The following is a 20,644-nucleotide window of genomic DNA, read 5'->3' on the forward strand; positions in this document are numbered from 1 at the left end:
CGGGGATCGGCCCAGGTGTAACCCGGACCCGGCGGGACCGGTCCCGCGAAGCGACGGGCGGGTGAACGACGCAGCGCGGCAACTACGATGGGCGCTCACGGAACGATTTGGGGGCGCGGATGCGGCGGCTCGGCGAGCTGGAGGCGGCGATCATGGCGGTGCTGTGGGGCGCCGCGGAGGCGGTGACCGTGCGCGGGGTCCTGGAGGCCCTCGAACGGGAGCCCGAACCGGCCTACACGACCGTGATGACCGTGCTGGACAACCTGCACCGCAAGGACATCGTGACGCGGATGCGCGTCGGCCGCGCCTGGGCGTACCGCCCGGCGCTCGCCCGGGAGGACTTCGACGCCGAGGCCATGGCGTCGGTCCTGGAGTCCTCGGCCGACCGCGGCGCGACGCTGCTGCGGTTCATCGGGAAGATCTCGCCGGAGGAGCTGGCGCAGCTCAAGGCCCTGATGGACGAGGCCGAAGGGCGGCCGTCGTGATCGCCGCCGGACTCCTCCTCTCCTATGCGGCCGTGCTCGGCTGGTTCGGGCCGCGCGTGCTGGAGCGGGCCCGGTGGGTCTCGTCGCTGCCGCGGCTGGCGATCGCGTCGTGGTTCGCGCTCGCGGGTTCGTGGCTTCTGGCGGTCGTGCTCGCGGGCGCGGTCCTGGTGGTGCCCTTGGAGGTCCACGACGGCGGCCCGCGGGGCCTCGCGTGGCACTGCCTCACGGAGCTGCGGGAGCACTACGGGACGTTCGGTGCGATCGCGCTGGGCGCCATCGCGGTCGTGCTCGTGTTCGGGGTGCCCGCGCGGGCGCTCGGGACGCTCGCGGCAGTGGCGCGGGAGGCCGGGCGGGAGCGGGACCGGTTGCGGCGCATGCTGTCCGGCTGCCCCGTGGAGCGGGCGTCCGGGGCGAGCGTGGTCGACGACGCGCGGGTCGCGGCGTTCTGCCTGCCCGGCCGCGGGGGCCTCATCGCGCTCACGTCAGGGGCCGTCGCGCTCCTGGACCGGGCGCAGCTGCGGGCCGTCGTGGCGCACGAGCGGGCGCACCTGGCGGGGCGACACCACCTGATCGCGCTCGTCGCCGAGGCGGCGGGCCGGGCGTTCCGGGCCGTGCCGCTGTTCGCGAAACTCCCGGATCACGTTGCGCACCTGGTGGAGATGGCCGCCGACGACACCGCCGCGCGGGCGGCCGGGCGGCGCACGCTCGCCGCGAGCCTCCTCCATGTGGCCGCGGCGCAGGTGCCGCCGCGGGCGATGGCCGCGAGCGGCGGCGACACCGTCGCAAGGATCGAACGGCTCCTCGGCGAGCGGAGCGGACCCGGCCCCGCCGGGGTCGGGACGATCCTCGGCGGGAACCTCGCGGCGCTCGCGGCGCCGCTCCTGATCATGGCCGCGCCGGTCGCGGCCGCAGTGGGCATCGCCTGCTGCTAGCGCTCCTTGGGGGCCGCGACCTCATTGGGGACCGGGCAGCGGCCCGGTTCGTCGCACCCGGCGTGGGCGGCCGGTTCGACCTGGACCGTGGGGTGGTCGATGCCCCAGTCCTCGCGTAGAAGGTCCTGGGCGCGGTCGAGGACGGCGTGGCCGTCGGCGCCCGGCTCGGTGACCAGGTGCGCGGTGCCGACGTGCATCCCGGAGGTGAGGGTCCAGACGTGCACGTCGTGGACCTCGCGCACGCCGTCGATCCCGGCGAGCGACCCGGCGACCCGCGCCGGTTCGATCCCGGGCGGGGCGTGCTGGGCGAGGATCGCGAGCACCTGGCGGCCCAGGGGCAGCGCGCGGGCCACGACGAACACGCCGATCGCAAGGGCCACACCGGTGTCCCACACGGCCTGGCCGGTGGTCGCGACGAGGACGCCCGCGACGATGACGCCGACCGACCCGGCCGTGTCGGCCATGACTTCGAGGTAGGCGCCCTTGACGTTGAGGCTCTCCCCCGCGCCCGCGCGCAGGAGGGCCATCGCGGCGATGTTCACGGCCAGGCCGAGCGCGCCGACCACCAGCATCGGGCCGACCTGGATCTCGGGGGACTCGCCGATGCGGCCGATCGCCTCAGCGACGATGTAGACGGCCACGCCGAGCATGACGAGGACCGCGAACGCGGAGGCGAACATCTCGGCGCGGTAGGAGCCGTAGGAGCGGCGGCCGGTCGTGTCGGGGCGCACGGCGAGGCGGGTGGCGACCAGCGCGGCGGTGAGGGTGGTGACGTCGGCGGCCATGTGCCCGGCGTCGGAGAGCAGCGACAGGGAACCGGAGAGCAGACCGAAGACGAGTTCGACCACGAAGAAGACGCCGATCAGCGCGAGCGCGGCCCGCAGCCGCCAGGCGTGGCGTCCGCCCGCGTGAGCGGCTGCACCGTGGTCGTGTCCGTGGCCCATTGAAACTCGCTTTCAAAATCAATGTCATATTGCAATGCTTGCATGTATATGGCCGACGCTACGCGGTCCCCGGCGGGAAGTCAAGCGGAACGGGAATCTGTGAGACCGGCCGCGCGGCGGACCGCGCGGCCGGTCGGGGACTCAGGCGCTGGCGGCGTCCTGCACTTCGCCGATGAGCTCTTCGATGATGTCTTCGAGGAAGAGCACGCCGGTGACGGCGCCGGAGGCGTCCGCGACGCGGGCGACGTGGGCGTTCTGGGAGCGGATCTGCGCGAGCGCGTCCTCCAGCTCGGCCGCGGCGTCGACCGCGGGGAGGTCCCGGAAGCGGTCGGCGGGGATCGGCGCGTCGAGGTCGGCCGGGCCGGTGAGGTCCAGCACGTCCTTGAGGTGCAGGTAGGAGTGCGGCGTGCCGCCGTTCTCCAGGACGTAGCGGGAGTACCCGCTGTCGGAGACCGCCTCCTGGACCTGGCGCGGGGTCGCGCCCGCGGGCAGGAGCACCAGGTCGGCGAGCGGGACCTCCACGTCGGCCACCGTCTTCTCGGTGAACTCGAACGCGGCCGCGAGCGTCCCGGAGTCGTCGACGAGGGTGCCCTCGCGCTGCGACTCCTCGACGATGGTCGCGACCTCGTCGATGGTGTAGGCGCTCTGGGCCTCGTCCTTCGGCTCGATGCGGAACAGCCGCAGCACGCCGTTCGCGATCGCGTTCAGCGCCCAGATGAGCGGGCGCACGATCCGCGAGACGAGCACGAGCGGCGGCGCGAGGATGAGCGCGGCGCGGTCGGGCACGGAGAACGCGATGTTCTTCGGGATCATCTCGCCGAAGACCACGTGGAGGAACGTCACGGCCAGCAGCGCCACCGCGAACGCGATCCCGCTGACCATCGCGGGCGTGAGCCCGGTCCAGCCGAGCGGGTATTCGAGCAGGTGGTGGATCGCCGGTTCGGAGACGTTCAGGATCACCAGGGAGCACACGGTGATGCCGAGCTGGCTCGTCGCCAGCATGAGCGTCGCGTGCTCCATGGCCCACAGGGTCGTCTTCGCCGCGCGGCTTCCCGCGGCGGCGCGCGGCTCGATCTGGGAGCGGCGGGCCGAGATGACGGCGAACTCCGCGCCCACGAAGAACGCGTTGGCGACCAGCAGGACCACCAGCCAGACCAGTCCGGGCACGTACTCGCTCATCGGTCGGCCTCCTGCTCGAAGGTTTCCAGGATGCGCTCGCGCGTGCCGCCGAAGGCCGGGTCGGTGGCCGGGTCGTCGGGCAGGTAGCGGAGGCGGTCGATGCGGGAGCCGGTGAGCCGGTCCACGCGAAGGAGGCCGCGTTCGAGGCGGATCTCCTCGCCGAGCGCGGGGATGCGCTCCAGCGCGTCGAGGACGTAGCCCGCGACGGTCTCGTAGTCCTCCCCTTCGGGGATGCGGATTCCGGCGCGCTCCCAGAGCTCATCGGGCCGCAGCGACCCGGAGACGACGACGGAGTCGGCGTGCTTGACGATGTCGGCCCGGCGCCGGTCGTGCTCGTCGTGGACCTCGCCGAGGAGCTCCTCCACGAGGTCTTCGAGGGTGACGATCCCGGCGGTGCCGCCGTACTCGTCGACGACCACGGCGATCTGGAAGCCGCGGCCGCGCAGCGTCCCCAGGAGCGAGCCGACGCCCGCGGTCTCGGGGACCTTGAGCGGCTCGGACATGAGGTCGGTGACGGCAACGGTTGCGCGCCGGTCGAACTCGACGCCGTACGCGGTCTTGACGTGCGCGACGCCGATGACGTCGTCGACGTCCTCCCCCAGGACGGGGAACCGGGAGTGCCCGGTCCGGGCCGCCTCGGCGATGACGTCGGCGGCGGTGGCCGTGCGCTCCAAGGTGACCGCGTTGACGCGCGGGGTCATGACCTCTCCGGCGGTGTGGCTGGAGAAGGTGAGCGTGCGGTGGAGCATCGCGGCCTCGTCGCGGTCGAGCGCGCCTTCGGTGGCGGAGCGGCGGATGAGGAAGCTCAGCTCCTCGGCGCTGCGCGCCCCCGACAGCTCCTCTTTGGGCTCGATGCCCATCGCGCGGATCGTGCGGTTCGCGGTGCCGTTGAACAGCAGCACCAGCGGCTTGAAGACCGCGGTGAACCCGATCTGGAAGGGCACCACGAGCTTCGCGGTCGCCAGCGGGACCGCCAGCGCGAAGTTCTTGGGGACCAGTTCGCCGAGGATCATCGAGAACAGCGTGGCGACGACGATCGAGACGACGGCGCCGACACCGGAGACGGCGCTCTCGGTGACGCCGAGGCCGAGGAGCGGTTCGCGCAGGAGCGAGGAGATCGCCGGTTCGAAGGTGTACCCGGCGAGGAGGGTGGTGAGGGTGATGCCGAGCTGGGCGCTCGACAGGTGGGTGGAGGTGACTCTCAGCGCCTTGATGCTCGGGCCGAGGCCCTTCTCCCCTTGGGAGCGGCGGCGTTCGAGTTCGGGCCGGTCGAGGTTGACGAGGGCGAATTCGGAGGCCACGAAGAGGCCGGTGCCGACGGTCAGGATGACACCCGCGAGGATGCCCCAGACTTCCGTGCTCAACGCTCACCTCGCTGCGACGTGGCGGGAATCGGCAGCGGCCGCCCCGAGGTGAGCCAGGGTTTATGACTGGGTGAATCGTCCATGCGCACGAGGATAGCGGTCCTTCGGCGGTGTTCGCAGGGTGCGGGCGCCCGGATCACATTCCGTGTCGCGGGCGGTCAGAGGCCGGTCTTGCCCTGGGGTCCGGGTCCGGAGAGCGGGCCGGTGGCGGGGGTGTCGGGGTCGGCGCCGCGGGTCTCGCGGATGCGGCGGAGGGTCCAGCCGATGTGGCGTTCGACGGCGGCGACGGCGGCCGCGGGGTCGCCTTCGGCGAGGATGTCGCGGAGTTCGGCGTGCTCGCTCCAGGCGGAGGCGCGGAAGTGGTCGCGGTCGAGGCGGGCGTTGAGGAACATGGAGACCTGGCTGCGCAGGAGGTTCCAGGTGCGCTGGAGGCGGGTGTGGTCGGCGGCGGCGTAGACGAGGTCGTGGAATTCGAGGTCGAGGGCGACGTGGTCGTCGTCGGGGGCGAGGGCCTTCATGCGGGCGATGACGTCGTCCATGCGGGCGAGGGTCTCGGGGGTGGCGCGGGCGGCGCAGCGCTCCATGGCGAGGCGTTCGATGGCGAGGCGGAGGGAGTAGACCTCTTCGATGTCGTCGAAGGTGAGGGTGATGACGCGGGCGCCGCGGTGGCGGAGGGTCTCGATGAGGCCGTCGCGTTCGAGGATGGAGATCGCTTCGCGGACGGGGCCGCGGCTGACGGCCATGGAGTCGGCGAGTTCGGCTTCCTTGAGGCGCTCGCCGGGGGCGAGGAGGCCGCGGGTGATCATCTCGCGGAGGCGGTCGGCGACGAGCGTGGACAGGGCGGGGGGCATCGCGGGCGCGCCCATGAGGTCCGGTGCCGCCACGTCGGTCTCCTCTCCTGTGCCCGGGCCGCCTGCCGGCCCGGTGGTCCAGTGTATGCCGGTGGGGCGCTTCAGGCCCCGAGCACCCGGTCGAGGAAGGGGCCGCGGAACTTGCCGGTGGGGTCGGCGTGGTCGGCGAGTTCGCGGAAGGCGCGGCCGCGGGGGAAGCGGGCGAGGCGGTCGGGGTCGGCGGCGAGCTTGCCCCAGTGGGGGCGGGGGTCGTAGGGGGCGAGGGCGTGCTCGACTGCGGTGAGGGCGGTGCGGACGGCGTCCATGTGGGGTTTCCAGGTGAAGTGGACGGCGGCGGTGTCGCGTTTGTAGGCGCCGCTGAGCCAGAGGCCGTCGGCGGCGAGGGTGCGGATCTCGGAGACGAGGAGCGCGGGGTTGATCGCGTCGGCGTAGGTGCGGAGGGCGTCGAGGGCGGCGGGGGCGTGGGCGCGGTCGATGAAGTACTCGGACTGGAGTTCGTCTCCGGCGTTGGAGGGGGCGGCGTCGTGGCGGAAGTGCGGGAGGCGCTCGTGCCAGGGGCCCCGGGCGCCGCCTTGGCGGGTGACGGTGTCGTCGTCGGCTCCGGCGACGGGCGAGACGGCGCGGGCGGTGGAGTAGCGGGCGGGCACGGGGAGGTCGGGGCGGGCGGTGCCGGTGGTCTTGAGGAGGATCTGGGTGAGGGCGGGGGCGGCCCAGTCCTGGATGAAGAGGCTCGCGGAGTAGGCGCCCGCGGTGATTGCGTCGAAGTTGTTGAGAACCGGTTCCCATGGGGCGTCGAGGAAGAGGTCCTGGCGCAGGTCGAATGCGGGGCGGACGTCGAGGTGGAGGCGGACGGCGATGCCGAGCGCGCCGAGGGCCACGACGGAGCCGTCGAAGGCGTCGTCGCCGCGGCTGAGGGTGAGGAGTTCGCCGTCGGCGCGCACGTATTCGATCGCGGCGACGTACCCGGAGAAGGCGGGGTTGCGGTCGCCGGAGCCGTGGGTGCCGGTGGCGACGGCGCCGCCGACGGAGATGTGCGGGAGGGACCCGGTGTTGCCGAGGGCGAGTCCTTCGGCGTGGAGGGCGCGGGCGACGTGTGCGAAAGGGGCTCCGGCGGGGACGGCGGCGGTGCGGCGGTCGGGCGCGACGTCGACGTGCGCGGGGAGGTCGGCGACGGAGACCATGAGGCCCTTGGAGTCGGCGATGTCGTTGAAGGAGTGGCCGGTGCCGACGGCGCGGATGCGGCGGGCGGCGGCGACGGTCTCCTGGAGTTCGGCCACGGTGCGGGGGCGGGCGGTCTGGTCGGTGGAGAAGCGGATGTTCCCGGCCCAGTTGGTGTTCATGCAGGTCCTTCAGAGGTGTTGTCTTCGGTGGTCTTGTCTTCGGGGGTCTCGTCGATGTGGGAGGGGGCGAGGCGCAGGAGCACCCAGCCGATGTGGTCGTCGATGGCGGCGACCGCGGCGGCGGGGTCGCCGGAGGCGAGGGCGTCGCGCAGCCGCGCGTGCTTGGCGTGGCTGGTGGAGCGGAAGTAGTCGCCGTCGGTGCGGGCGTTGAGGAAGACGGCGACCTGGCTGCGGATGGGCGCCCAGGTGCGGTCGAGGCGGGCGTGGGCGGCGGCCTCGTAGACGAGGTCGTGGAATTCGAGGTCGAGGGCGGCGACGTCGCCGGGCGCGGCGTCGGCGGGGAGGTCCTTCATGCGGGCGAGGACGTCGTCCAGGGCCGCGAGGTCCTCGGGGCCGCAGCGGGCGGCGGCGCGGGCCATCGCGAGGCGCTCGATGGCGAGGCGCAGCGAGTAGACCTCCTCGATGTCGCGGGCGGTGAGGCTGATGACGCGCGCGCCGCGGTACCGCTGGGTCTCCACGAGCCCTTCGGCGGCGAGCAGGGCGATCGCCTCGCGCACGGGGCCGCGGCTGACGTGCAGCGCGTCGGCGAGATCGGTCTCCTTCAGGCGCTCGCCGGGGGCGAGCTCGCCGCGGGTGATCATGTCCCGCAACCGGTCCGCGACCAGGGCGGCCAGCGCGGGAGTGGTGGCTGCGACGTCGAACGGGGTGAGTTGCACGGGTCCTCCTTCGCCCGGAAGCCTACCACCAAGTTGCAGATTATTTATTGTTGACAATCTCCAATCACTGGGTTAGCGTTCCCGGAGTCGGCACCGGTGCCCTCGCACAACCCGAGCCGACGACCCCTGACAGCGGCACCGGATCGCGCAAGGAGGCGCGCCGAATGGTCCAGATAACCCGAAGAGCACTCCTCGGAGCGGGTGCGGCAGCCAGTGCCGGACCGCTCCTCACCGCCTGCGGCTCCCCGTTCGACGACACCACCGCCGCCGGCGGGAACGTCCTCGAATTCGTCACCTTCTACACGGGACCCGACGGCGTCGTCATGCAAGGCATCGTCGACCGCTACAACGAGCAGTCCGAGGGCGCGCAGATCCGCATGTCCGCGCCCGCGTACGGCGGCGACTACCTCACCAAGCTCGTCACCTCGTCCATCGCGGGCAACCCGCCCGCGATCATGGCGCTCCACAACAACGAGGTCCCGCCCCTGCGCCGGTTCCTCCACGAACTCGACCTCGCCGCGTTCGGCTTCGCCGAAGGCGACTTCGTCGAGGGCACGCAGGACCTCGCCGTCGCCGACGGCAGGCGCCTCGGCATCACCATGAGCACCGGACCGCAGGCCATGGTCTACAACAAGCGGCTGTTCAGGGAGGCCGGGCTCGACCCCGAGCGGCCCCCGGCCGACGCCGCCGAGTTCGTCGCGGCCGGCAAGGCGCTCAAGGAGAGCGGCGTCTGGGGGTTCATCCGCGAGCCCGCCACGTGGATGCCGTGGCTGACCATGAACTGGCAGAACGGCGGCACGCTCGTCGCCGAGGACGGCACCGCCGCGTTCGACTCCGACGCCTCCCTGGAGGCGATCGACATGGAGCGGCGCTGGGTCCACGAGGACGGCATCGCGCCCTCGCAGCTCCTCGACGGCGTCCAGATGGGGCAGCAGTTCCAGGACGAGCAGGTCGGCATGATCTTCATCGGCCCGTGGGGCCTCGCCGACATCGTCAAGGCCAACGAGGAGGACGGCAAGGAGTTCGGGGTCGCCCCGGTCCCGGCGTTCTTCGACGCCGCGCCCGCCGTCGCCGCCACCTCCCACGTGTACTGCATCCCCGTGCAGCGCAGCAACGACGACTGGGTGCGGGCCGAGGCCGCGAAGTTCATCGAGTGGGTCGTGCGCGAAGGGTCGGTCACCTGGGCCGGGTCGCAGGCGCCCTCGTTCAACGGCGTCGACGCCGAGATCGCCGCCAGCGACGACCCGGTCGTCGCCGCGATGGGCACGTTCGTCGCCGAGCAGCCGCGCGCCCGGTTCGTCCCCTACGCGCCGCGCTGGAACCAGGCGCTCACGTACCTGACCAGCGCCACGCAGTCCATCGTGTACCGCAACGAGGACCTCTCGCTCATGTCCGAGGCCGCCCGGCAGGCGACCGCCGCGATCAAGGGGGCGACCCGATGACCGCCGCGATCGAGACGCAGGCCGAGACGACGCCCGTGGCGGCCCCCAAGCGGCGCAAGCGGCTCACGCGCGTCGGCATCCTGTTCGCCGCGCCGTTCCTGGCGCTCCTGCTGTTCCTGTGGGTCGTGCCGGTCGTCAACGGCTTCTACACGAGCCTCACCGACACCAACATGGCCGAAGGGACCGGCGGGTTCGTCGGCCTCGACAACTACGCGAGCCTCATCACGGACCCGGACTTCCATGCGGCCCTCGGGAACACGGCCCTGTTCGTGGTCCTCAACGTGCCCGTCCTGGTCGCGGTGGGCCTGCTGCTGGCGATGCTGCTCAACCAGCGGCTCGGCGGCCGCGGCGCCATCCGCGCCGCGTTCATCTCCCCCTACCTGCTCACTGGCGCGGCCGTCGCCATCATCTGGCAGACCGCGCTGAACCCCCTGGGCGGCAACGTCAACCAGATCCTCGGCGCGATCGGCATGCCCGAGCAGGCGTGGCTGTCCACGCCCGGCGAGGCCATGGGCGCGGTCGTCCTCATCACCCTGTGGTGGCGCGTCGGCTTCCCGCTGCTGGTGCTCCTCGCCGCGCTCCAGGACATCCCCGCGCAGCTCTACGAGGCCGCGAAGATCGACGGCGCCAACCTCTGGCAGCGGTTCCGGCACATCACGCTCCCGGCCATCGCGCCGGTGCTCATGCTCGTGGTCCTGCTGCGGCTCATCGACTCGTTCAAGGTCTTCGAGCAGGTGTACCTGGTGACGCAGGGCGGGCCCGCCGGGTCGACCCGCGTCGTCCTCCAGATGCTCTACGAGTCCGGGTTCCGCGACTTCCAGACCGGCTACGCCGCCGCGATCGGCTGGACCCTCGCGCTCGTCATCCTCGTCGTCACCGCCGTCCAGCTCGCGCTCACCCGAAGGAGGGCCTCATGACCGCCGCCGCCCTGCGCCCGCGATCCAAGAGCCCCGACCGGCGCGCCCGCCGCATCGGCACGGTCATCGCCGCGGTCCTCGCCCTCGCGTGGACCCTGCCGATCCTGTGGGTCCTCGTCGGCTCGTTCAACGCCGAGCGGATCACCTCCGGCTCCGGGTTCCTCCCGTCGGATCCGACCGGCGAGAACTGGACGAAGCTCGTGCAGCCCGACGGGCGGGCCGTGAACGTGTTCGTGGCGTTCTTCAACAGCACCGTCGTCGCCGTCGCGGCGACAGTGCTCGCGCTCGTCGTGTGCTCGATGATGGCGTATGCGCTGGCCCGCCTGCCGTTCCGCGGCTCCGCGGTGGTGCTCGCCGCGATCGTGCTCATGATGCTCGTCCCCACGGAGGTGATCCTCGTGCCGCTGTTCCAGCAGTTCGCCGCGCTCGGCCTGCTGAACACGTACGGCGCCTTGATCATCCCGCACGTGGTGTCCCTGTTCGGGGTGGTGCTGCTGCGGCAGTTCATCGCGAACCTGCCCGTGGAGCTGACCGAGGCCGCGAAGATCGACGGCGCGAACGCCTGGCAGAACTACCGGTACATCGTGCTGCCGCTCATCAGGCCCGGCCTCGCCACCCTCGGCATCCTCGTGTTCCTCGCGGCGTGGAACGACTTCCTGTGGCCGCTCATCGCCACCTCCACGCCGTCGATGCAGACCCTCCCGCTCGCGCTCATCACGTTCCGATCCGCCTACGGGGACAGCGAGTACGGGGTGGTCATGGCGTCCACGATCCTCGCCATCACCCCGCCGCTGCTCATCTTCCTCCTCGCCCAGCGATTCATCGTCCAGGGCATCAGCAACACCGGCCTGAAAGGTTGACCATGCCGAACTCACGAACCACCGCGCACGCCGGGCAGAACCGGCGGCACCCGTCCGCGACCCGGTCCGACCCGAACCCGCGGCACGTGCGCGACGCGGAGGTCCGCATCGACGCCGCCGCGCCGGGCGTCGACCTCGCCCCGATCTGGGCGAGCATGGGCTACGACGAGATCAACTACACGTACCGGCCCGACGGCAAGAAGCTGCTGAACAGCATCGGGGAGTTCTCACCGCAGCCGTTCCACGTGCGCCCGCACTACATGTTCTGCTCCGGCAGCGGCTGGGGCCAGCCGCACTGGGGCAACGGGAACGTCTACCACGAGGACGCCGACGGGAACCCGTTCTACGACTTCACGCTCCTCGACGAGACCTACGACGCCATCACCGGCGCCGGGCACCACGTGCTCGTCGAACTCGGGTTCACCCCGAAGGACCTCGTGCCCGAGAAGGCCGTGTTCCCGGTGCTCTCCAGCCCCACCGTCTACAGCGCCTACGAGCAGGGCCTGTGGTCGTTCCCGCCCAAGGACTACGGCAAGTGGGCCGGCCTGTGCGCCGCCACCGCCGCGCACGTCCTCGAACGGTACGGCGCCGAAGAGGTGTCCACCTGGGTGTGGGAGCTGTGGAACGAGCCCGACATCTTCTACTGGCGCGGCACTCCGCAGCAGTACTACGACCTGTACACCGTCACCGTCGAGGCGATCCGGGGAGTGCTCCCGGACGCGCGGGTCGGCGGGCCCTCGGTCACCGGCGGCGACGACGGCGTCGAGTTCCTGCGCGGGTTCCTCAAGCACTGCAAGGCGACCGGCACGCCGCTGGACTACGTCTCGTTCCACACCAAGGGCTCGGCGTTCACGCCGTGGCGCACTTACGGGCCCATCGGGGCGCCCGCGCCCGTGCAGGAGTCGCCCTCGGCGGTGAAGATGCTGTTCGAAGTGGACCGCCTTCTCGCCGTGATGGACGAGTTCCCCGAGTACGCGGCGCTGCCCGCGCTCATCGACGAGTGCGACGCGGGCGTGCCCGCGCACCACTCCGCCTACGACAACCCGAACTTCCGGTTCCAGAACACCGAGTACTACCCGGTGTTCCAGGCCAAGCTCATGAAGAAGCTCCTCGACCTCTCCGCGGCGCACAGCGACAACATCGAGCAGGCCACCACCTGGTCGTTCTACTTCGAGGGCGAGCGGTACTTCGAGGGCACCCGGTCGTGGACCACCCAGGGCGGCATCGAGAAGCCGCTCATGAACGCCTACCGGCTCTTCGCCAAGCTCGGACAGCGGCGGCTCCCGGCCGTCTCGGACCGGGCTTTCCCCATCGACGACCTCTCGGGCCGCGAGTACGGGATGCCCGAGGAGGTCGACGCGCTCGCGTCGATCGCCGACGACGGCACGGTCACGGCACTGGTGTGGCGCCACGGCGACGACCAGTACGCGCAGGACCCGGAGCCGACCGCCGCGGTCCTGGCCTTCACCGGCCTCGCGGCCGGGTCCTACACGGCGACCGAGTACCGCATCGACGCCGACCACTCCAACGCCCACACCGTGTGGGAGGCCCTCGGGTCCCCGCAGGACCCGGACGCGGACGCGCTCAAGGCGATCCACGCGAGGCAGGGCCTGGAGACCGTCGGGGAGGCGCGGACGGTGACCGCCGAGGGCGGGGCGCTGCGGTACGAGACGGCGCTCCCGCTGCCGTCGGTGTCCCTCGTGGTCCTGGAACCGCGATGACCGACACCCTCCTGTACGTCGGCGGCCGCCTCCGCGCGGCCGCCGACGGCGGGGCCGTCCCGCTCCGCAACCCCGCCACCGGCGAGGCCGTCGGGACCGCGGCCCTCGCCACCGCATCCGATGTGGACGACGCGCTCGCCGCGGTCGAGCGGGGCTTTCAGGCTTGGCGCCGTTCGGCACCCGATGAGCGGGCGCGGGTCCTCACCGGGGCCGCGGCGCTCCTGCGCGGCCGGGCCGAGACCGTCGCACGCGCGATCACCGCCGAGCAGGGCAAGCCCCTGGGCGAGGCCCGCGCCGAGATCGAGCAGTCCGCCGGGTACTTCGACTGGTTCGCGCACGAGGCCCTGCGCGACCTCGGCCGGACCTGGGGCGACGGCGACCGCGAGTTCCGCGTCGAGCGGCGCCCGATCGGACCCGTCGCCGCGTTCACCGCCTGGAACTTCCCCGCCTCGCTCCCGGCCCGGAAGCTGGCGCCCGCCGTCGCCGCCGGATGCTCGATCCTCGTCAAGCCCGCCGAGGAGGCCCCGAGCGCGGCCCTCGCCCTCGCGCAGTGCCTCGTGGAGGCGGGCCTGCCCGGAGACGCGGTCGCCGTCGTCACCGGAGACGCGCCTTCCATTGCGGCGCAGGTGATCGGGTCGCGCGCGATCCGCAAGATCACGCTCACCGGGTCGATCCCCGTGGGGCGCGAGCTCGTGCGGCTCTCCGCCGAGCACCTCCAGCCGCTCAGCCTCGAACTCGGCGGCCACGCGCCCGTGATCGTGCTCCCCGGGGCCGACACCGCCTCGGCTGCGAAGACGCTCGCGGGCGCGAAGTTCCGCAACGCGGGGCAGGTGTGCATCTCCCCCACCAGATTCTTCGTGCCGCAGGAAGACGCGGAGGCGTTCGCGGCGGTGTTCGCCGAGACCGCCGCGAACCTCAAGGTCGGGCCCGGGGACGTCGAGGGCGTCGAGGTGGGGCCGCTCGCGAACGCGCGGCGCCTCGCCGCCGTCGAGTCCCTGGTAGACGACCTGCGCGAGGGCGGGGCCCGCATCCTCACGGGCGGGCACCGCATCGAGGGGCCGGGGTGGTTCTACGCGCCCACGGTCGTCGCGGACGTGCCCGAGGACGCGCGCATCCTCACCGAGGAGCCGTTCGGCCCGGTCGCCCCGGTGCTGCCGTACCGGGACCTCGACGAGGCGGTGGCGCGCGCGAACGCCGTGGAGCAGGGCCTCGCGGCCTACGTCTTCGGGCCCGCGGAGGCCGCACGGGACGTGGCCGCACGCCTCGACGTCGGCATGATCGGCGTCAACAGCACCGCGCTCGCGGTCGCCGAAGCGCCGTTCGGCGGCGTCAAGTCCTCCGGGTACGGCCGCGAAGGCGGCACCGAGGGGATCGGCGAATACACCGTCGCCGTCTACACGCAGGTGAGAGGAGAGGGCGCATGAGCGCGCGGGTGCTGGTCACCACCGCATATCTGGAGCCGGGCGGCGAGGTCGAGCGGCTCCTGCGCCGCGCCGGGCACGAGGTGGTGTTCGCGCGGGCCGCGGACCGGCGCGCCAGCGGGCAGTCCCTGGCGGAGGCCGTGGCAGACGCGGACGCGATCGTGGCCGGGACGGAAAGGTTCACCGCCGAGGTCATCACGGCCGCAACGCGACTGCGCGTGTTCGGGCGCTGCGGGGTGGGGTACGACAACATCGACGTCGCCGCCGCGACCGCCGCGGGCGTGGCCGTCACGTACACGCCCGGCGTCAACCGCGAGTCCGTCGCGGAGCTGGTCCTGGGCCAGCTCGTCAACGGCGCCCGCCTGCTGCCGCAGAACATCGCGGCTGTGAGCGAGGGCCGGTGGGAGCAGCCGAGCGGCACCGAGCTCGCCGGGTCGGTGCTCGGGATCGTGGGGCTCGGCTCGATCGGGAAGGCCGTCGCGCGGGTCGCGCGGGCGCTCGGGATGACCGTGATCGCGTACGACCCGTACTTCGACGCGGACTTCGCCGGGGACCACGGGATCGAGCGGGGCTCGCTGGACGCGGTGCTCGCGGCCTCCGACTTCCTGACGCTGCACCTGTTCCTGGACGAGTCGACCCGGAACCTCATCGACCGCGAGCGGATCGCGGCGATGAAGCCGGGCGCGTTCCTCGTCAACACCGCCCGCGGCGGCGTCCTCGACGAAGCGGCCCTCGCCGACGCGGTGCGCAGCGGGCACCTCCGCGGGGCCGCGCTCGACGTGCTGGAGACCGAGCCGCTCGCCGCCGACAGCCCGCTGCGCGGCCTCGACCGGGTGTTCGTGACCGCCCACATCGGAGCGGCGACGCACCAGGCGCGGGCCCGGTCGAGCCTCATGGCCGCGGGTCAGGTCGCCGATTTCCTCGCGGGGGACCCGCGCCCGGGTAACCTCGTCAACCCCGACTACCTGAAGGGGGCCGTGTGAAGCCCGTCCGACTGTTCAGCACCCTGGCCGTCCGCCTCGCCCTGGACGCGGGGGTCCTCGCCGACTTCACCGCGGCCACCGGGCACGAGGTCGAGGCGGTCTACGACCCCACGAACGTCCTGTTGCAGCGCATCGAGCACCACGACTACCCCGACGTGATGATCGGGGTCGGACACCAGCTCGCCGAGCTGGTCGCGGCGGGCGTCCTGGACGAGGCCGTGGAGATCGCCCGCGTCGGGGTCGGCGTCGCGGCCCCGCCCGGGGAGGGCGAACTGCCCGATATATCCACTGTGGAGTCGCTGAAGGCCGCGCTCGTGGCGGCCCGCTCGGTCGCGTACTCGCAGACCGGCGCGAGCGGGGTCTACTTCGCGTCGCTCCTCGCCGACCTCGGCATCGCCGACCGCGTGAACGCCCGCGCCATCGTGGTCGAGAAGGGCTTCGTCGCCGAGACGCTCCTCGACGGGCGCGCCGATCTGGCCGTGCAGCAGCTGAGCGAGCTGCGGTTCGTGCCGGAGGCCCGGCTCGTGGGGCCGCTTCCCGAAGCGGCCCAGCACTACACGGTGTTCGCCGCCGCCACGGGCGCCGGAGCGGACGAGGCCGCGCGGGCGCTCGTGGCGCACCTCGCGTCGCCCGCCGCGGTCGCGCGGTACCGCGACACGGGACTGGAGGGCGTCGCCGGCTGAGCGGCAGCGGGAGTGAACGGCCCGCTTCCGCCCGTTTCGCGAACCCCGGGAAAGGGCTTACACTCGCATCGGCCGCGGGTGCAGCACCCGGGGGCCGACCCGGCACGTCGAATGCTCACGACCCTCCCCCATAGAGGAGTTTCAATTGCATCAGCAGCAGCACGCCGTCAAGGTCCGCCTCGACCGCTTCGTGAAGGAGCGCCTGGAACCGGCGAGGGAGCGGGCGAGCGCGCCGGTCCGGGTGGCGGCCTGGGCGGTCCCCGGGGAGCCGGTGCCGTTCAGTGAGGCCGTCGGGCAGTCGTACGCGCCGGTCGAGGAGGGCTACGCGTGGGGCCGGGCCTGGGGCACCGTGTGGTTCAAGGTGTCCGGCGCGGTTCCGGCGGACTGGACGGCCGAGCCGGGCGAAGTGGAGCTCGCGATCGACCCCGGGTTCATCGGCGAGGGCGCGGGCTTCCAGGTGGAGGCCCTGGTCTTCGACGGCTCGGGCCGCACACTGAAGGCGATCGAGCCGAAGAACGACTACGTGCGCCTCGGCCTCAAGCCGGGCGAGTCGTTCGAGCTGTACGTGGAGGCCGCGGCGAACCCCGACGTGTTCACCAGCGGCGTCCGCTTCGCGCCGACCCCGCTGGGGCGCTGGGAGACCGCGCCCGACACGCCGATCTACCGGCTGGGCCGGATCGCGGTGGTGCAGCGCGACGCGACGGTGTGGGAGCTGGTGCAGGACGTGGCGACGGTGCGCGGCCTGGCGCTGGAGCTGCCGGAGGGCTCGCCGCGGCGCGCAGAGCTGTTCGCGGCCCTCGACGCCATGGTCGACGCGGTGCACCCGCACGACGTGCACGGGACCGCGGTGGCGGGCCGCAAGGCGCTGCGGCGCGTGCTGTCGTCCCCGGCGGCGCGGTCGGCGCACCAGGTGTACGCGGTGGGCCACGCGCACATCGACTCGGCGTGGCTGTGGCCGGTGCGCGAGACGGTGCGCAAGTGCGCGCGCACGTTCTCGAACGTGCTGGAGCTCATGGACGCCGACCCGGACCTGGTGTTCGCGTGCTCGTCGGCGCAGCAGTTCGCGTGGATCAAGGAGTCGTATCCGGAGCTGTTCGAGCGGATCCGCGCGCGGGTCGCCGAGGGCCGGTTCGTGCCGGTGGGCGGCATGTGGGTCGAGTCGGACACGAACATGCCGGGCGCGGAGGCCATGGCGCGGCAGTTCGTGGAGGGCAAGCGGTTCTTCCTGGAGGAGTTCGGGATCGACACGCGCGAGGTGTGGCTGCCGGACTCGTTCGGGTACACGGGCGCGCTGCCGCAGATCGCGCGCGCGGCGGGCGCGGGGTACTTCCTGACGCAGAAGCTGTCGTGGAACGAGGTCAACAAGTACCCGCACCACACGTTCGACTGGGAGGGCATCGACGGGACGCGGATCTTCGCGCACTTCCCGCCGGTCGACACGTACAACTCGCAGCTCACGCCGAAGGAGCTGGCGCACACCGAGCGGAACTTCGCGGACAAAGGCCGCGCGTCGATGTCGCTGGTGCCCTTCGGGTTCGGCGACGGCGGCGGGGGTCCGACCCGGGAGATGATGGCGGCGGCGCGGCGCGCGGCGGACCTGGAGGGGTCGCCGACGGTGCGGATCGCGCCGCCGATCGAGTTCTTCGAGGCGGCCGAGGAGGAGCTGCCGTCGCGTCCGGTGTGGTCGGGCGAGCTGTACCTGGAGAACCACCGCGGCACGTACGCGTCGCAGGCGCGCACGAAGCGCGGGAACCGCCGCAGCGAGGCGCTGCTCCACGAAGCGGAGCTGTGGGCGGCGACGGCGGCCGTGCGCACAGGCGCGGAATACCCGTACGAGCTGCTGCGGCGGTCGTGGAGGACGGTGCTGCTCAACCAGTTCCACGACATCCTGCCGGGCTCCTCGATCGGGTGGGTCTACGACCAGACCGCCAAGGAGTACGCGCGGATCGAGGCGGACCTGGAGCCGGTGATCGCCGGAGCGGTGGCCGCGCTCGGTTCCGGCGGCGCCGTCGAGGGCGAGGGGTTCGTGAACTCCGGGCCCTACGAGGTCGACGGGGTGCCCGCGTTCTCGGTGGGCGCCAAGCAGGTGAACGATGTCGTGACGGTGGAGCGCGATTCGGGCTCCACGGTGATCGCGAACGGCGCGGTGCGCGTGGTCTTCGACGCCGACGGGCTCATCACCTCCCTGGTGGACGGCGCGACCGGCCGCGAGACCGTGCCGCCGGGCGAACGCGCGGGCCTGCTCCAGGCGTTCACGGACACGCCGCGGAACTACGACGCGTGGGACGTGGACGTCGAGTACCGGCGCTCGGGCCGGGACCTGGAGGCCGCCGACGAGGTGAAGGTGGTCGAGGAGGGCAAGGAGCGCGCCGCGCTGCGCACCGTCCGCTCCTTCGGCGAGTCCACGATCACTCAGGTGTTCAGCGTGGAGGCGGGCCGGGCCGCGGTCGACATCGAGACCACTGTGGACTGGCATGAGCGGCAGACGATGCTGAAGTTCGCGTTCCCCGTCGACGTGCACACGGCGTCGGCGCGCTCGGAGATCCAGTTCGGGCACATCGAGCGGCCCACGCACACGAACACGAGCTGGGACGAGGCCCGGTTCGAGACGTGCGCGCACCGCTGGGTCCACGTCGGGGAAGCGGGCCGGGGCCTGGGGGTCGCGAACGACGCGACCTACGGCCACGACGTGACGCGGCACCCGCGAAGCGGCGGCGGCACCTTCTCCGTGGTGCGCCAGACGCTCCTCAAGTCCCCGCTGTTCCCGGACCCGGAGGCCGACCAGGGCGAGCACGTGTTCCGCACGTCGCTCGTCCCCGGCGGCGTCGCCGAGGCGGTGCGGGCCGGGTACCGGCTGAACCTGCCCCTCCGTGCGGTGGCCGCCGGAGCGGTCGAACCGCTGGTGGCCGTGGGGAACCCGGCGGTGGTCGTGGAGACGGTGAAGCTCGCCGAGGACGGCTCGGGCGATGTCGTGGTGCGGCTCTACGAGGCGCACGGGGCGCGCACGGAAGCCGTGCTCGACCTCGGCTTCACCGCGGGCGCCGTCGCGGAGACGGACCTGCTGGAACGCGAGGTCGAGACGGCCGCGGTGACCGCGAGCGACGCCGGTTCGGTGTCGCTGGCGCTGCGGCCCTTCCAGATCGCGACGCTGCGGATCACCCGGGCTTAGGACAGGGGAAAGGGCCGGGCGCGCATGCGCGCCCGGCCCTTGTCGTCTTCGCTATGCCTCGCAGTGGACGTCGTCCTCGGGCAGCTCGCCGCCGAGGAGGAATGCCGTGGTGGTGTTCAGGGCGCAGGCGTTGCCGCCGTACACGTAGACGCCGTGGCCGAAGCCGTCGACGCTGACGAGGCGGGCCCGGTCGCCGAAGGCCTCGCGGTTGAGCTCCGCGCCCGGGTACGGGGTGGCGACGTCGAGTTCGTTCTGGACGATGAGGACGTTCGCCGGGCCCTCGTCGGTGATCTCGACCTGCGGCTCCAGGGGCTCGTTGGCCCAGAAGGCGCACGCGTTGACGTTCGCGCCCGCGCCGCCGTACATCGGGTGCGCCTCGCGGTCGGCGGCGGTGTTCGCCTGGTAGGTCGCCAGGTCCTCCGGCCAGTCGGCGTCGTTGCAGGTCACGGCCAGGTATGCGGACCAGGCGTTGTCGTACGGGGAGGGCGTGTCCGCGGCGTCTGTCGCCACCTGCGCGTCGAGTTCGTCGACGGCGCGGTCGGCGGCGGCCGCGTCGCCCAGGTCGAGCGACTCCCAGAGGCGCGCGGCCGGGGCGAAGGCGTCCTCGCTGTAGAGCGAGACGAACACGAGGAACCGGAACAGCCGGCCGTCGTACTCCCCGACCGGCTCCTGGTCGAGCCGCTCGGCGATCTCGAAGTACTTGTCCTGCACGGCTTCCGGCGTGTCGCCGAGGCCGTGGGCGGCGTCGCGTTCGGCGGCCCACTCGGCGAAGTACTGGAAGTTCTCCTCGAAGCCGCTGCCCCAGCGGCGCTGGGCGTCGTAGTCGAGGGCGGTGCCGCCGACGTTGGAGTCGATGACGATCCGGTCGCTCTCCTCGGGGAACAGCGAGGCGTACGCGGCGCCGAGGACCGAGCCGTAGGAGGCGCCGAAGAAGCTGAGCCGCTCCTCGCCGAGGGCGGCGCGGATGAAGTCCATGTCTCGCGCGGTGTTGGCCGTGGACATGTGGGGCATGAGGCCCTCGGTGTCGTTCGCCGCGCACTGCTCGGCGACGGACTTCGCGTACGCGGCGTGCTCGGCGACCGCCGCGTCGTCCACCGCGTACGGCGGGACGTTCCCGGGGTGGCCCTGCTCATTGGTGAAGCCGCAGGAGACGGGCGTGGAGTGGCCGACGCCGCGCGGGTCCATGCCGATGAGGTCGTAGGCGTCGGTGACGCCGTCGGGCAGGCCGAGGTCGACGAGCTCGACCGGCTGGCTCAGCCCGGCGCCGCCGGGACCGCCGGGGTTGAGGAGGAGGATGCCGCGGCGCTCCTCGGTGTCGGTGCTGGCGAGACGGGAGACCATGACCTCGATGGTCTTCCCGTCCGGCTCGTCGTAGTCGAGCGGGACGTCGACCGTCGCGCATTCGAGGCGGTCGCCGCCGGTCACGTCGTCGGGGCAGGCGCCCCAGTCGACCGCGTCCGCTTCGGGCCCGGACTCCTGGGCGACGGCCGGGAGGACCGCGACGGTCCCGAGCCCGCCCGCGGCGGCGAGCGCGAGGGCGATCGCGATGCGCCGTCTTCTGGTGTGTCGTCTCATGGTGCACCCTTCCTGTGCCTGTTCCCCTGTTTGCGGGGATACGGGCCAGTTCAGGCCATGCC

General features: G+C 72.4%; 17 protein-coding genes. 10 read left to right on the plus strand and 7 right to left on the minus strand.

Annotation, left to right across the window (positions count from 1 at the left end; genetic code table 11):
* The first annotated feature begins 119 nt into the window (after positions 1 to 119).
* Both WA640_RS15865 and WA640_RS15870 read left to right on the plus strand, forming a co-directional pair.
* On the plus strand, positions 120 to 485 hold the full coding sequence (locus WA640_RS15865; RefSeq protein WP_335988849.1) for a BlaI/MecI/CopY family transcriptional regulator: 366 nt from the start codon (positions 120 to 122) through the stop codon (positions 483 to 485).
* Positions 482 to 1,417, plus strand: coding sequence for a M56 family metallopeptidase (locus tag WA640_RS15870; protein WP_335988850.1), 936 nt, complete (start codon positions 482 to 484; stop codon positions 1,415 to 1,417). Before WA640_RS15865 ends, WA640_RS15870 begins: the two co-directional genes overlap by 4 nt.
* On the opposite strand, the gene WA640_RS15875 is transcribed toward WA640_RS15870, so the two are convergent.
* The 6 genes from WA640_RS15875 to WA640_RS15900 all read right to left on the minus strand — a co-directional run bounded on the left by WA640_RS15875 (position 1,414) and on the right by WA640_RS15900 (position 7,811).
* Complete coding sequence (locus tag WA640_RS15875; RefSeq protein WP_335988851.1) at positions 1,414 to 2,361, minus strand: cation diffusion facilitator family transporter; 948 nt, start codon at positions 2,359 to 2,361, stop codon at positions 1,414 to 1,416. The two genes, WA640_RS15870 and WA640_RS15875, sit on opposite strands and share 4 nt — an antisense overlap.
* A 141-nt stretch (positions 2,362 to 2,502) precedes the next feature.
* Positions 2,503 to 3,540, minus strand: a complete 1,038-nt coding sequence (locus tag WA640_RS15880; RefSeq protein WP_335988852.1) for a hemolysin family protein — start codon at positions 3,538 to 3,540, stop codon at positions 2,503 to 2,505.
* Entirely contained in the window at positions 3,537 to 4,904 is a 1,368-nt protein-coding gene (locus tag WA640_RS15885; protein ID WP_335988854.1) for a hemolysin family protein, read from the minus strand. Before WA640_RS15885 ends, WA640_RS15880 begins: the two co-directional genes overlap by 4 nt.
* 158 nt (positions 4,905 to 5,062) lie before the next feature.
* Positions 5,063 to 5,788 (minus strand): GntR family transcriptional regulator, encoded by a 726-nt coding sequence (locus tag WA640_RS15890; RefSeq protein ID WP_219926539.1) that lies wholly within the window; start codon positions 5,786 to 5,788, stop codon positions 5,063 to 5,065.
* 68 nt (positions 5,789 to 5,856) lie between these two features.
* Positions 5,857 to 7,095, minus strand: coding sequence for an FAD-binding protein (locus WA640_RS15895; RefSeq protein ID WP_335988855.1), 1,239 nt, complete (start codon positions 7,093 to 7,095; stop codon positions 5,857 to 5,859).
* The gene (locus WA640_RS15900; protein ID WP_335988856.1) at positions 7,092 to 7,811 is read right to left on the minus strand and encodes a GntR family transcriptional regulator; all 720 of its coding nucleotides are present in this window, start codon (positions 7,809 to 7,811) and stop codon (positions 7,092 to 7,094) included. The genes WA640_RS15895 and WA640_RS15900 overlap by 4 nt, the downstream gene beginning before the upstream one ends.
* 164 nt (positions 7,812 to 7,975) lie before the next feature.
* Between WA640_RS15900 and WA640_RS15905 the strand changes: the two genes are divergently transcribed.
* The 8 genes from WA640_RS15905 to WA640_RS15940 all read left to right on the plus strand — a co-directional run bounded on the left by WA640_RS15905 (position 7,976) and on the right by WA640_RS15940 (position 19,007).
* Complete coding sequence (locus WA640_RS15905; protein ID WP_335988857.1) at positions 7,976 to 9,253, plus strand: extracellular solute-binding protein; 1,278 nt, start codon at positions 7,976 to 7,978, stop codon at positions 9,251 to 9,253.
* Positions 9,250 to 10,170, plus strand: a complete 921-nt coding sequence (locus tag WA640_RS15910) for a carbohydrate ABC transporter permease (protein ID WP_335988858.1) — start codon at positions 9,250 to 9,252, stop codon at positions 10,168 to 10,170. Before WA640_RS15905 ends, WA640_RS15910 begins: the two co-directional genes overlap by 4 nt.
* Positions 10,167 to 11,030, plus strand: a complete 864-nt coding sequence (locus WA640_RS15915; protein WP_335988859.1) for a carbohydrate ABC transporter permease — start codon at positions 10,167 to 10,169, stop codon at positions 11,028 to 11,030. The genes WA640_RS15910 and WA640_RS15915 overlap by 4 nt, the downstream gene beginning before the upstream one ends.
* A gap of 2 nt (positions 11,031 to 11,032) precedes the next feature.
* Positions 11,033 to 12,751 (plus strand): GH39 family glycosyl hydrolase, encoded by a 1,719-nt coding sequence (locus WA640_RS15920; RefSeq protein ID WP_335988860.1) that lies wholly within the window; start codon positions 11,033 to 11,035, stop codon positions 12,749 to 12,751.
* Positions 12,748 to 14,175, plus strand: a complete 1,428-nt coding sequence (locus tag WA640_RS15925) for an NAD-dependent succinate-semialdehyde dehydrogenase (RefSeq protein WP_335988861.1) — start codon at positions 12,748 to 12,750, stop codon at positions 14,173 to 14,175. Before WA640_RS15920 ends, WA640_RS15925 begins: the two co-directional genes overlap by 4 nt.
* On the plus strand, positions 14,172 to 15,155 hold the full coding sequence (locus WA640_RS15930) for a phosphoglycerate dehydrogenase (RefSeq protein ID WP_335988862.1): 984 nt from the start codon (positions 14,172 to 14,174) through the stop codon (positions 15,153 to 15,155). The genes WA640_RS15925 and WA640_RS15930 overlap by 4 nt, the downstream gene beginning before the upstream one ends.
* Entirely contained in the window at positions 15,152 to 15,838 is a 687-nt protein-coding gene (locus tag WA640_RS15935; RefSeq protein WP_335988863.1) for a substrate-binding domain-containing protein, read from the plus strand. Before WA640_RS15930 ends, WA640_RS15935 begins: the two co-directional genes overlap by 4 nt.
* A 145-nt stretch (positions 15,839 to 15,983) precedes the next feature.
* On the plus strand, positions 15,984 to 19,007 hold the full coding sequence (locus tag WA640_RS15940; RefSeq protein ID WP_335988864.1) for an alpha-mannosidase: 3,024 nt from the start codon (positions 15,984 to 15,986) through the stop codon (positions 19,005 to 19,007).
* A 51-nt stretch (positions 19,008 to 19,058) separates the two neighbouring features.
* Here WA640_RS15940 and WA640_RS15945 read toward each other — a convergent pair whose 3' ends face one another.
* Complete coding sequence (locus WA640_RS15945; protein WP_335988865.1) at positions 19,059 to 20,582, minus strand: alpha/beta hydrolase; 1,524 nt, start codon at positions 20,580 to 20,582, stop codon at positions 19,059 to 19,061.
* Between the last annotated feature and the right edge of the window lie 62 nt (positions 20,583 to 20,644).

The organism is Glycomyces sp. MUSA5-2, from assembly GCF_037034145.1.
GTDB classification, from domain to species: domain Bacteria; phylum Actinomycetota; class Actinomycetes; order Mycobacteriales; family Micromonosporaceae; genus Glycomyces; species Glycomyces artemisiae.

Bases quoted from the DNA above. Each gene is read 5' to 3' on its own strand.
- WA640_RS15865 (WP_335988849.1), top strand. From the start codon at position 120: ATGCGGCGGCTCGGCGAGCTGGAGGCGGCGATCATGGCGGTGCTGTGG.
- WA640_RS15875 (WP_335988851.1), bottom strand. From the start codon at position 2,361: ATGGGCCACGGACACGACCACGGTGCAGCCGCTCACGCGGGCGGACGC.
- WA640_RS15880 (WP_335988852.1), bottom strand. From the start codon at position 3,540: ATGAGCGAGTACGTGCCCGGACTGGTCTGGCTGGTGGTCCTGCTGGTC.
- WA640_RS15895 (WP_335988855.1), bottom strand. From the start codon at position 7,095: ATGAACACCAACTGGGCCGGGAACATCCGCTTCTCCACCGACCAGACC.
- WA640_RS15905 (WP_335988857.1), top strand. From the start codon at position 7,976: ATGGTCCAGATAACCCGAAGAGCACTCCTCGGAGCGGGTGCGGCAGCC.
- WA640_RS15910 (WP_335988858.1), top strand. From the start codon at position 9,250: ATGACCGCCGCGATCGAGACGCAGGCCGAGACGACGCCCGTGGCGGCC.
- WA640_RS15915 (WP_335988859.1), top strand. From the start codon at position 10,167: ATGACCGCCGCCGCCCTGCGCCCGCGATCCAAGAGCCCCGACCGGCGC.
- WA640_RS15920 (WP_335988860.1), top strand. From the start codon at position 11,033: ATGCCGAACTCACGAACCACCGCGCACGCCGGGCAGAACCGGCGGCAC.
- WA640_RS15925 (WP_335988861.1), top strand. From the start codon at position 12,748: ATGACCGACACCCTCCTGTACGTCGGCGGCCGCCTCCGCGCGGCCGCC.
- WA640_RS15930 (WP_335988862.1), top strand. From the start codon at position 14,172: ATGAGCGCGCGGGTGCTGGTCACCACCGCATATCTGGAGCCGGGCGGC.
- WA640_RS15945 (WP_335988865.1), bottom strand. From the start codon at position 20,582: ATGAGACGACACACCAGAAGACGGCGCATCGCGATCGCCCTCGCGCTC.